General features: G+C 62.8%; 13 protein-coding genes. 8 read left to right on the top strand and 5 right to left on the bottom strand.

Annotation, left to right across the window (positions count from 1 at the left end):
* Positions 1–166 precede the first annotated feature (166 nt).
* Entirely contained in the window at positions 167–523 is a 357-nt protein-coding gene (locus BTN82_RS25130) for a BON domain-containing protein (RefSeq protein WP_075121762.1), read from the bottom strand.
* Positions 524–788: 265 nt separating this feature from the next.
* Positions 789–1,205, bottom strand: a complete 417-nt coding sequence (locus BTN82_RS25135; RefSeq protein ID WP_075121763.1) for a pilin — start codon at positions 1,203–1,205, stop codon at positions 789–791.
* A 353-nt stretch (positions 1,206–1,558) separates the two neighbouring features.
* On the opposite strand from BTN82_RS25135, the gene BTN82_RS25140 reads away from it, so the two are divergent.
* Genes BTN82_RS25140 through yacG form a run of 4 tightly spaced genes read left to right on the top strand, consistent with a single transcriptional unit; the run spans position 1,559 to position 4,471 of the window.
* On the top strand, positions 1,559–2,776 hold the full coding sequence (locus tag BTN82_RS25140) for a type II secretion system F family protein (protein ID WP_075121764.1): 1,218 nt from the start codon (positions 1,559–1,561) through the stop codon (positions 2,774–2,776).
* 2 nt (positions 2,777–2,778) lie between these two features.
* On the top strand, positions 2,779–3,651 hold the full coding sequence (locus tag BTN82_RS25145; RefSeq protein ID WP_075121765.1) for a prepilin peptidase: 873 nt from the start codon (positions 2,779–2,781) through the stop codon (positions 3,649–3,651).
* The gene (gene coaE, locus BTN82_RS25150; RefSeq protein WP_075121766.1) at positions 3,648–4,271 is read left to right on the top strand and encodes a dephospho-CoA kinase; all 624 of its coding nucleotides are present in this window, start codon (positions 3,648–3,650) and stop codon (positions 4,269–4,271) included. Before BTN82_RS25145 ends, coaE begins: the two co-directional genes overlap by 4 nt.
* Positions 4,268–4,471, top strand: coding sequence for a DNA gyrase inhibitor YacG (gene yacG, locus BTN82_RS25155; protein ID WP_075121767.1), 204 nt, complete (start codon positions 4,268–4,270; stop codon positions 4,469–4,471). The genes coaE and yacG overlap by 4 nt, the downstream gene beginning before the upstream one ends.
* Here the strand turns inward: yacG and BTN82_RS25160 are convergent.
* From BTN82_RS25160 to BTN82_RS25170, 3 genes are all read right to left on the bottom strand, one after another.
* Positions 4,468–4,683 (bottom strand): hypothetical protein, encoded by a 216-nt coding sequence (locus BTN82_RS25160; RefSeq protein ID WP_075122016.1) that lies wholly within the window; start codon positions 4,681–4,683, stop codon positions 4,468–4,470. The two genes, yacG and BTN82_RS25160, sit on opposite strands and share 4 nt — an antisense overlap.
* Positions 4,684–4,748: 65 nt before the next feature.
* Complete coding sequence (locus tag BTN82_RS25165; RefSeq protein ID WP_075121768.1) at positions 4,749–5,438, bottom strand: energy-coupling factor ABC transporter permease; 690 nt, start codon at positions 5,436–5,438, stop codon at positions 4,749–4,751.
* Positions 5,435–5,902 carry an FAD/FMN-containing dehydrogenase gene (locus BTN82_RS25170; protein ID WP_075121769.1) on the bottom strand — a complete coding sequence of 156 codons (468 nt, stop codon included), beginning with the start codon at positions 5,900–5,902 and terminating at the stop codon, positions 5,435–5,437. The genes BTN82_RS25165 and BTN82_RS25170 overlap by 4 nt, the downstream gene beginning before the upstream one ends.
* Before the next feature lie 437 nt (positions 5,903–6,339).
* Here BTN82_RS25170 and BTN82_RS25175 point away from each other — a divergent pair, with 437 nt between their 5' ends.
* From BTN82_RS25175 to BTN82_RS25190, 4 genes are read left to right on the top strand one after another with little or no spacing between them, the layout of a single operon-like run.
* Entirely contained in the window at positions 6,340–7,776 is a 1,437-nt protein-coding gene (locus tag BTN82_RS25175; protein ID WP_075121770.1) for an undecaprenyl-phosphate glucose phosphotransferase, read from the top strand.
* The gene (locus BTN82_RS25180) at positions 7,776–9,236 is read left to right on the top strand and encodes a mannose-1-phosphate guanylyltransferase/mannose-6-phosphate isomerase (protein ID WP_075121771.1); all 1,461 of its coding nucleotides are present in this window, start codon (positions 7,776–7,778) and stop codon (positions 9,234–9,236) included. Before BTN82_RS25175 ends, BTN82_RS25180 begins: the two co-directional genes overlap by 1 nt.
* Positions 9,236–10,147: a glycosyltransferase family 2 protein gene (locus BTN82_RS25185; RefSeq protein ID WP_075121772.1), complete on the top strand. Its 912-nt coding sequence runs from the start codon at positions 9,236–9,238 to the stop codon at positions 10,145–10,147. Before BTN82_RS25180 ends, BTN82_RS25185 begins: the two co-directional genes overlap by 1 nt.
* A gap of 7 nt (positions 10,148–10,154) precedes the next feature.
* Entirely contained in the window at positions 10,155–10,988 is an 834-nt protein-coding gene (locus tag BTN82_RS25190; protein WP_075121773.1) for a polysaccharide biosynthesis/export family protein, read from the top strand.
* The last annotated feature ends 60 nt before the right edge of the window (positions 10,989–11,048 follow it).

Consider the following 11,048-nt stretch of genomic DNA (forward strand, 5'->3'; position numbering starts at 1 on the left):
TTTCCGCCCATGACAAAACAGGCCCCGACACACTGTGCCGGGGCCTGTTTTGTTTATGAAAGGGGCCACCTCCCTGTGGCCATCGCATGAACCTTCAAGGAAACAGCAGATGCGTGCCCTGACTCATCTGCCGGCCCTTCTCCCTGTTCAGGCAGAAGCGCGAGGCTTACTCGGCTTTCAGGCCGTCAGCCGATACCGCCTTCACGCCTTTGATCTTCTTGGCAATGTTGACCGCGACTTCTTTCTGCGAGTCGGTCACAGCAGTGGTGGAAGACAGGGAAACCACACCCTTGTTGGTTTCGACCTTGATGTCGGTACCCGGAATGCCTTTTTCAGTCACGAGATCCGCTTTGACTTTGGTGGTGATCCAGGTATCGGAAGTGGCTTCCTTGGCCTTGGTCACTTCACCCGCCGCGACCACCATTGGCGCCTGAGTAGCTTGAGTGGTCTGGGCAAATGCAGCGTTAGCCATGGTCAGGGTCAGAGCGGTAGCAGTTGCAGCAGCGATAGCGAACTTCTTCATACGAGTAACTCCTGTTCTTCTGGAAAACCTGCTCCAAGTCCCGGCAGCAGGGTTACTTAAGTAGATTGCAGTCGTTATGCCAAGTTCACAAAAACAAAAAAACCTTTAATTTTCATCAACTTACAGAAAATAGAAAAAACCGGAATCATGCAAAATGCATGACCTGCGGATAATCTGCATGCAAGTTGCATTTCTGCGTGACGGTCTAAGCCACTGAATTTCCGATACTTTCCCTGAATGTTTCAGGCGCCTGTCACCCCAGGCTTCAACTGCCGCTGGCCGTGCAACCCTTGGGCGAGTAGTCCGCCGGCACCGTGGTCGTGCAGACCCAGCCGTCGGCCGTGGTGCGCGTCAGGGTGAGGCTCTTGTTCAGCACTGGCGCCGGCGCATTGAGAATGGTGCAGCCGATCGTCCCGGCGCCGGTCGCGGCGGAACCCGCGGCGGTCAGGGTGCAATTCGATGTCGCCGCCTTGCCCCCCACCAGCTCCAGGGTCGGATCGCTGCCCTGGTTCAGCACGTCCTCGAAGTTGACCTTCAGCGCCGAGGTTTCGGTCAACGCCGCGGTAACCTTGGCTCGCGCCTGGTATTTGGAATACAGCGGCATGGCAACGGTCGCCAGGATGCCGATGATCGCCACGACGACCAGCAACTCGATCAGGGTAAAACCTTTCTGATACTTCATATAACTGCTCCAGGCAGGGATAGCGGATGGTCTGGACACTCACCACACCGCCATAGCACAGCCTGTGCCAGCCCCCGCGCCCCACGGAAACGCGGGCCGCGCGGCACAGCCCCATGGCGGTGAGCGCCAGAAGTCGCACTATCTGACACTTTTCGTCAGCCAAGTGCCCTCGGCCGGCCGCCATGGCGGGCTACGCTGTCATCCGACTCCCCATGTCGCCCGACCCGGCCAAGGAACGTATCGGCCGATTCAAACTCTATGAGCCGGACGCCGCGCCTCACGCAGCAACGAGCCCGGCATCGCTCCGGGCCTTGCCGGCACCGAGCACCTCCATCACCCCGGGACTGAACACCATGGCGGTCAAGGCAATAAAAATCAGCGTTTACCTGTGGGAAGGCACCGACAGGCAAGGCAGCCCACTGCGTGGCGAGTTGAGCGGCCATAGCCCTTCGCTGATCAGGGCCCAGTTGCGCAAGCAAGGCATCATCCCGACCAGGGTCAGGAAGAAACCTCGCTCGCTGCTGCAACGCACACCGGCCATCAAGGCCCGCGATATCAGCCTGTTCACCCGGCAGTTGGCCACCCTGTTCAAGGCCGGCGTGCCGCTGTTGCAAGCCCTCGACATCATCGCCGAGGGCTTCGACCATCCGAACATGCGCAAGCTGATGGAAGACTTGAAGCAGGACATCGCCGCCGGCAGCAGCTTCACTGCCGCCTTGCGCAAGCGGCCGCAACATTTCGACGATCTGTACTGCAACCTGGTGGACGCCGGAGAGCAGGCCGGGGCCCTGGAAACCCTGCTGGAGCGAGTGGCGACCTATAAGGAAAAAAGCGAAAACCTCAAGACGCGTATCCGCAAGGCCATGACCTATCCACTGGCAGTGGTCTGCGTGGCGCTGGTGGTGACGGGCATCCTGCTGGTCAAGGTGGTACCGCAATTCCAATCGATGTTCGAGGGCTTCGGCGCGCAACTGCCGGTGTTCACCCAATGGGTCATCGCCCTCTCGGAGTTCGTGCAGCAATGGGGATGGCTGCTGCTGGGCGGCCTGGCGCTCGGCGTGTTCGGCCTGCGCCAGGCCCACAGGCGCTCACCGCGCTTTCGCCAGTGGCTGGACGTCGTCCTGCTGAAACTGCCGCTGGTGGCGCCGCTGCTGTACAAGTCCGCCGTGGCGCGCTACGCCCGTACCCTGTCCACCACCTTCGCCGCCGGGGTACCGCTGGTGGAGGCCCTGGGCTCGGTGGCCGGGGCCACCGGCAACCGGGTGTTCAAACAGGCGGTGAAGCGGATCCGGCAAGACGTGGCGACCGGCATGCAGCTGCACTTTTCCATGCGCGCCTGCGGAGTTTTTCCCGGCATGGCCATCCAGATGACCGCCATCGGCGAGGAATCCGGGAACCTGGACGGCATGCTGGAAAAGGTGGCGATCCACTATGAGGCGGAAGTCGATACCCTGGTCGACACCCTGAGCAGTCTCATGGAACCCGCGATCATGGTAGTTTTGGGCACCCTTGTCGGCGGCCTGGTGGTCGCCATGTACTTACCCATCTTCCAACTTGGTACAGCGATCTGAACATGTCATTGAGTGAAGTCCTGGCCAGCTATCCGCTGGCCTTCGTGTCATCGGCACTGGTCCTGGGCCTGATTGTCGGCAGCTTCCTCAACGTGTTGGTCTGGCGCCTGCCGAAGATGCTCGAGCGCGACTGGCGCGCCCAGGCCCGTGACATCCTCGGGTTGCCCGAGGAGCCCGCCGGGCCGACCTACAACCTGTTGCTCCCGCACTCCCAGTGCCCGCACTGCGCCCACCCGATCCGTCCTTGGGAAAACATCCCGTTGCTCAGCTACCTGCTGCTGGGTGGGCGCTGCGCCGCGTGCAAGACCGCAATCAGCCAGCGTTACCCCCTGGTGGAGCTGGCCTGCGGCGTGGCTTCGGCATTCGTGGCCTGGCACTTCGGCTTTGGCTGGCAGGCCGGGCTGCTGCTGATCCTGAGCTGGGGCTTGTTGGCGATGAGCCTGATCGACGCCGACCATCAGCTGTTGCCCGATGTTCTGGTGCTGCCGCTGTTATGGCTGGGCCTGATCGCCAATGGCTTCGAGCTGTTCGTCGGGCTGCACGATGCCCTGTGGGGCGCCGTGGCCGGCTACCTGTGCCTGTGGACGGTGTACTGGCTGTTCAAGCTGCTGACGGGCAAGGAAGGCATCGGCCACGGCGATTTCAAGCTGTTGGCCATGCTCGGCGCCTGGGGCGGCTGGCAGATTCTGCCGATCACCCTGTTGCTGGCCTCGCTGACAGGGGCCCTGGTGGGGGCTGCGCTGCTGCGTCGGCAACGGGCGCAGATGTCGACGCCGATCCCCTTCGGCCCCTTTCTGGCCATTGCCGGCTGGATTGCCTTGCTCTGGGGTGGTCAAATAACCGACTTCTATTTGCAGTTTGTCGGTTTCAAATGACCAAGCCTGTTCTCAAACCCTGGATCCTCGGCCTCACCGGCGGTATCGGCAGCGGCAAAAGCGCCGCCGCCCAGCACTTCATCGACCTGGGTATCCAGGTCGTGGATGCCGATCACGCGGCCCGCTGGGTGGTCGAGCCTGGCCGTCCGGCCCTGGCCCGCATCGCCGAGCATTTCGGCGACAGCGTGCTGCAACCCGACGGCCAGCTGGACCGCGCCGCGCTGCGCACACTGATCTTCGAGGTGCCGCAACAACGCCTCTGGCTGGAGGCGTTGTTGCACCCGCTGATTGCCGATGAAATTGCCGCCCACCTGGCCCGCGCCGAATCGCCCTACGCGATCCTGGTGTCGCCGCTGTTGATCGAGTCCGGGCAGCACACGATGACCGAGCGGATCCTGGTGATCGATGTACCGCAGCACGTGCAGATCGAGCGGACCCTGCAGCGCGACGGAATCAGCGAACAGCAGGTTCAGGCGATCCTCAAGGCCCAGGCCACCCGCGAAGACCGCCTGCGCCATGCCGACGATGTGCTGGTCAATGACCGCGACCGCGCCTGGCTGCACAGCGAGGTCGAACGCCTGCATCACTTTTACCTTACCTTGCGTGGAGGCCAGTCATGAGCCAACCCCTGACCGTGGAATGTCCAACCTGCGGTGCGCCCGTGGAATGGACCACGAACAACGTCAACCGTCCCTTCTGCTCGGACCGTTGCAAACTGATCGACCTCGGCGCCTGGGCCGCCGAAGAGCACAAGATTCCCGTCGGCCCGGATGCCGAGGACGAGCTGTTTTCCGACGATCTGCCACCTCGCGCCCACTAAGGCCGCATGAAACCGTAGTCCTGCGTATCGTCGAGGTTCTCCGCGAGAAACTGCAACTCGTCGGCCAGATCCTCGGCGCTGCGCACCCGCCGACTCTCCTGCACCACCGCGCTGAGCAAGGCGCGCAAGCTCAAGCCCGGCTCGAAACCCTCCTCCTGCGCGGCACTCAGACTGTTGCGCAGTTCCTGCCGCGCCCACTCATACACACTCATGCCCATGCTCCCGAACGGTTTTGCCAGAGCATGAAACCGCGCCAGCCAGGAGTGTTTGATATGGATCAAGAACGCGGATCGTCATCCTTCCACGGTGCCGACAGGTAACGGGTGCGGTTGAAGGTTTCCAGCCATTCGGGGCAGAACACCACCAGGGCGCTGACCACCATGCCGTTGATGAAGGCCTCGGGAAAGATGATCAGCCACAGGTAGCCGATGAAATCCTCCAGCCATTCCGGCATGGCAAAACGCTCGTCGAACCACAACAGGCCCAGGCCGATCAGCAGGCACAACAGGGCCGACAGGGCCGCGGCAAAAAAACCGGCGCAGAAGATATACACAAAGGGATTACGCGGCTGCGCACGCTCCACCAGGATGGCGCAGCATTCGGTGACCAGCACCGGCAGCAGGATCAGCAAGGCGCCATTGATCCCGACTGCGGCCAGGTCCTGGCGCCCCAGCGCCACCAGCCCCAGTTGGGTAATCAGCCCGCCGACTATCGCCAGCGGCCAGTCCAGCAGCAGGGTCACCGCGGTCATGCCAATAAAGTGATAGGACACACCCGTATCGAAATCCCGGCGCACCAACCACAGCATGAACAGCGCGAACACCGTACCGAAGAGCAGGTGCTGGCGCCGCCTGTCGCTGAACAGCTCGACCCAGGGCGAGCGCCACACGGCCCAGGCCAACACCGGCAGATAGATCAGCCAGCCGATGCCTAGGGTCGCTGGCGCCAACAACCCGGCGCTGATCATGGCCGCGCCTGCTCCAGCGCCGCGCGCAGCTCGGCGGCCGAGGCGAACTCTCGCCGAGCAACCAGCCGGCCATCGTCCAGTTGCAGCCACAGGACTTTATCCACCGCGCCGGCATAGCGCGGCGCCACCCGGCCGTCGCGGTCGAGCATGATCCGGTAACGGTAATCGCGCATTGCCGGCACCGCGAACAGGCTGGCGATCACCGTCGGCATACGCTGGATATCCGCAACAAACACCGTCTGCCGCGATTCCAGGTAACCCTTGGGGCGGTCCTGCAAAGCCGCGTTCACCAGCTTGGCGCCGTCCATACTGCGTGCCACCAACAGCGTCCGTGCCTGCCCGTCCAGGCTATAAGCCTGGTCGAACTGATCGAGCAGGGTCCAGGGCGCCAACCGCTCGCCCACTTCAACCGCCTGCGCCAGCCATGGCAGGAATCCCAGCAACAGCAATGACCAATACCTCACAACCTCTCCCCTCCCTTGATGAGTCCGGTGCCCAGTCGACACCGCCGAGGCATGCTACTCCGGTCGGCGATGACCCGCGAATCCGCGGGTGAAAAAGGAATAAAACGCCACCAGTTGGACAAGACCCACCCCCTGAACAACACTCCAATCATCGGTTCTGAGGGCTTGCAAGCGAGCCAACTTCGTGACGCTCGTGCACATTTTCCGTTCGTCTTGAATACAACAAACCGTCAAAAAACCGATGCATAATGCAAAAAAAAGGTTTACCTGCGATAATTAGTCAATTAGTTGACCATTAAAGTCAGGTGATAGTGTCTTTGGGCCATCTCTGGCTGACGGAAAATAGACATTCCGCAATAACCATAGTTTTCAACCCTGCCTCTGTAGCGGCTTCACCTTTGACAGAGCTGGGTTTTACCTGGCAGCGATGGGATTCGATGCTTAAGAAATCGATTGATAGCAGGTTTCTGACACGAACAGGATTCATGGAGCTCTTTATCGCCGGGGTAAAGCTGACCCATGCGCTGTCGGCTGCCTTGCCTGGAATCCTGCTGTTCCTGAGCCTTGAATCGGACAGCACGGAGCTCTGGTCCACCGTGTTCGGGCTGTTGCTGTTCTTTGCGGTGATCACCGTCATCCTGTTCCAGGCCCTGGGGGTCTATTCCGAGGAGTTCTTCAGCAACCGCCTGCGTTTTCGCACGATGCTGGTGGCCTGGACCTCCGCCTTCTGCATCCTGCTGGTCATGTACCTGGGGCTGCACCTGCTTCCGGTCTTCAGCCTGCAGGACCTGTTTCTCTGGTTCATCGCCGGCCTGGTGCTGTTCGGTATCGAGCGCTTGCTGTTGCTGCGTCTGTTCCATTCATGGATGGCCCACGGTAAATACCTGCAACGCACGGTCATCCTCGGTTTCAGCGAAAGCGCCCAGTTCCTCGCCGAACATATCCAGCGCCACGGCGATATCCGCTCCGGCCTGATCGGTTTCATCGACGACCGCAGCGACCGGGTCCCCAAGGAGTTCTGCGACCTGCCGTTCCTGGGCAACACCCGCAACCTGGAACAGCTGATCCGCAGCGAGCAGGTCAACCAGGTGCTGATCGCCCTACCCTGGACCGCCCATGCGCGTATCGGCGAACTGGTCCAGCGCTTGCGCCACCTGTCGGTGAATGTCGCCCTGGTGCCCGATATCACCACCCTGCGCTTCGGCCATAACCGCATGACCGATGTCGGCGGCATCCTGATGTTCAACACCTCGGAGTTGCCGCTGCGCGGCTGGTCGCCGCTGATCAAACGCTGCGAAGACATCACGCTCGCCCTGCTGGGCCTGGTCCTGCTGTCTCCGGTGCTGCTGATCACCGCGCTGGCGGTGAAGCTCGACTCCAAGGGCCCGGTGCTGTTCCGACAAAAGCGCTACGGCTACAACGACCGGCTGATCCGTGTGTTCAAGTTCCGCTCGATGTATGTCGAACAGGCAGACCTCAACGCCGAGCAGCAAACCACTCGGGAAGACCCGCGGATCACCCGGGTCGGCCGCTTCATCCGCAAAACCAGCATCGACGAGCTGCCCCAGTTGTTCAACGTATTGCAGGGCAACATGTCGATCGTCGGGCCGCGCCCGCACGCCACCGCCACCAAGGCCGCGGGCGTGCCGTTCGAGCAGGCGGTGCGTGAGTACAGCTCGCGCCACCGGGTCAAGCCCGGCATCACCGGCTGGGCGCAGATCAATGGCTACCGCGGAGAAACCGACACCCTGCAGAAAATCCAGAAACGCGTGGAGTACGACCTCGACTACATCTCCAAGTGGTCGGTCTGGCTGGATCTATACATCGTTTTCATGACGGTCCCGGCCGTTCTCTCGACGAAGGAAGTCTATTGATGAGCACATTCGCTGGCTTGATCCCCTGCATCATTTCCGGCGGCTCGGGCTCGCGCCTGTGGCCTGTGTCTCGGCAGAACATGCCCAAGCCGTTCATCCGCATGCGCGACGGCCAGAGCCTGCTGCAAAAGACCTTCGTGCGCGCCAGCAGCCTGCCGGATGTCGGTTGCGTGGTCACAGTGACCAACCGTGACCTGCTGTTCCGCTCGCTGGACGAATACCGCGGCGTCAACCCGCACAAACTGCGCCTGGACCTGCTGCTCGAGCCCTTCGGACGCAATACCGCGGTGGCCATCGCCGTCGCGGCCCTGCATGTGCGCGAGCACTGGGGCGACGCAGCGCAGTTGCTGATCCTCCCGGCCGACCACCTGATCCTCGACCAGGACGCCTTCGTCGAAGCCGTGGGCCAGGCGCGCAGCCTGGCCGAAGCAGGTTACCTGGTGACCTTTGGCATCCAGCCCGACAAGGCCGAGACCGGCTTCGGCTACATCGAGCAGGGAGCGGCGCTGCAACAGGGGTTCCAGGTCGCGCGCTTCGTCGAAAAGCCCGACCTGGCCACCGCCCAGGCCTACCTCGATGGCGGCAAGCACCTGTGGAACGCCGGGATGTTCTGCTTCCAGGCCGACACCTTGCTGCAAGAGCTAGCCCTGCACGCCCCCGAGGTATTGAGCGCCGCCCAGGCTTGCCTGGAACAGGGCACGACCCTGGACAACCAACACTGCCGCCAGCGCGAACTCGACGCCGACAGCCTGGCCAGCGCCCCGGACGTGTCGATCGACGTGGCCCTGATGGAACGCTCCGAACGGGTGGCCGTGGTGCCTTGCAGCATTGGCTGGAGCGACATCGGCTCCTGGGACGCGCTGCGCCAACTGACCCCGAGCGACGCGGCCGGCAACCAGGTCAACGGCGAGGCCATCCTGCATGACGTGAGCAACTGCTACATCGACTCGCCCAAGCGTGTTCTGGGCGCGGTCGGCGTGAGCAACCTGATCATCGTCGACACCCCGGACGCACTGCTGGTGGCCGACGCTGCCCGGACCCAGGACGTGCGCCATATCGTCACCGAGCTCAAGCGCCTGGGCCACAGTGCCTACAGCCTGCACCGCACGGTCACCCGGCCCTGGGGCACCTACACCGTGCTGGAGGAAAGCAGCCGCTTCAAGATCAAGCGCATCATGGTCAAGCCCAGGGAATCGCTGTCGTTGCAAATGCATCATCACCGCAGCGAGCACTGGATCGTGGTCAGCGGCGCGGCGCTGATCACCAATGGCGACCAGGAAATCCTGCTCAACAGCAACGAGTCCACCTATATCCCCGCCGGCCACAAACACCGCCTGAGCAACCCCGGGGTGATCGATCTGGTGATGATCGAAGTGCAAAGCGGCGAGTACCTGGGCGAAGACGACATCGTGCGCTTCGAGGACATCTACGGCCGCGCCCCGGCCCAGGCCAAGCCATGATGAAAGTGGCGCTGATCATCCCCGCCCGCAACGCCGGACCGCACCTGGACCGGCTGCTTGCGGCGCTGGCCGCGCAGACGCTGCAACCGGACAGCGTGCTGGTGGTCGACAGCAGCTCGACGGATGACACCGTCAGCCGCTTCCGCCAGTTCGGAGCGCGGGTGGAGGTCATCGCCGCCAACCAGTTCAACCATGGCGGTACCCGGCGCTGGGCCAGCGAACAGGTGGATGCCGACGCGCTGATCCTGCTGACCCAGGATGCGATTCCGGCCACACCGCAGACCTTCGCCAACCTGATCCAGGAGCTGCAGGCCGACCCGCGGATCGGCCTCGCCTATGGCCGTCAGTTGCCCCACCCCGGGGCCGGGATTCTCGAAGCGCAATCGCGCCATTTCAACTACGGCGCGCAGAGCCGCAGCAAAAGCCTGGCCGATGCCAGCGAGCTGGGGATCAAGACCTGCTTCAGCTCCGACTCGTTTTCCGTCTACCGGCGCAGCGCCCTGCAAGCGGTGGGCGGTTTTCCCGAGGATGTCATCGGCAGCGAGGACGCCCACGTTGCCGCGCGCATGCTGCTCGACGGCTACCTGGTGCGCTACGCCGCCAGTGCCTGCGTGCAGCACTCGCACCACTACAACCTGATGCAGGAATTCCGCCGCTATTTCGACATCGGCGTGTTCTATGGCCGCGAGCCGTGGATCCGCGAAGCCTTCGGCGCCGCTGGCGGCGAGGGCAAGCGCTACGTCCTGGCCGAGCTGCGCGCCCTGCGCGACGCCGGCCAGCTGCAACGCGTACCCGAAGTGCTGCTGCGCAGCGCGTTGAAACTGCTGGGCTATCGCCTCGGCCATGCCGAACAGCACCTGCCGACACCGCTCAAGCGTCGCTTGAGCATGTTTTCAAACTACTGGACCTGAGCTGTCAATGATGACTACTAACCGACGTTCCCGTCTTTGTCTGTTGAGCATCCTGACCGCCTCCCTGTGGCTGGGCGGCTGCTCGACGCCCGCGCATGTCGCGCTCCCCGACAGCGACACCCTCAAGGCCCGCCACGCGGCGGCCCTGACCCTGGCCGACCTGCCGCCCGCCCAGGTGCTGATCCAGAGCGGCGACACCCTGCGCATCGTCCGCGATGCGCAGGAGCCGGCCAGCTCCGACGAGATGACGCTGTTCGTGGTGCGCCCGGACGGTTTCATCTCGATGCCCGGCATCGGCCGGATCAAGGCCGCGCTGCTGACCCCGGAAGACCTGGGCAAGGAAGTCACCGGGCGCTACAAGCGCATCTATCGCGAGCCCGAGGTGACCGTGAACATCGCCATTGCCCCGAGCAACCGCGTCTTCATCGGCGGCGCAGTGGCCAACCCGTCGTTCTTCAACCTGGCAGGCCAGGTGTCGGTGGAACAGGCCGTGCTCAGCTCCGGCGGCGTCCTGCCGTCGGCCGACAGCGCCAACATCGCCCTGCTGCGCACCGGCGCCGACGGCAAGTACAAGATGTACTTCGTCGACCTCGCCAGCATGCTCAGCAACCCCGACCACCCCATGGTCGCCCTGCAGCGCGGCGACCTGATCTACGTGCCGCAGTCGAGGATCGGCAGCACCGTGGAGGCGGTGGACATGTACTTCACCAAGCTGTTCCCGATCAACAAGGGGATCGGCGTCGGCTTCAACTATGACCTGAACCAGCAGGACGTGAAAAACAGCGGCAACACCATCAACAACTTCACCAGCAGTTCCACCGGTACCGGGACGGGACAGTAAACAGGATCGATTCGTTTGATCGGCCTCCATCAGCCATTGGTTCAAGAATTTTCAACGGAG

It is taken from the genome of Pseudomonas chlororaphis, assembly GCF_001921865.1.
GTDB classification, from domain to species: domain Bacteria; phylum Pseudomonadota; class Gammaproteobacteria; order Pseudomonadales; family Pseudomonadaceae; genus Aquipseudomonas; species Aquipseudomonas chlororaphis_D.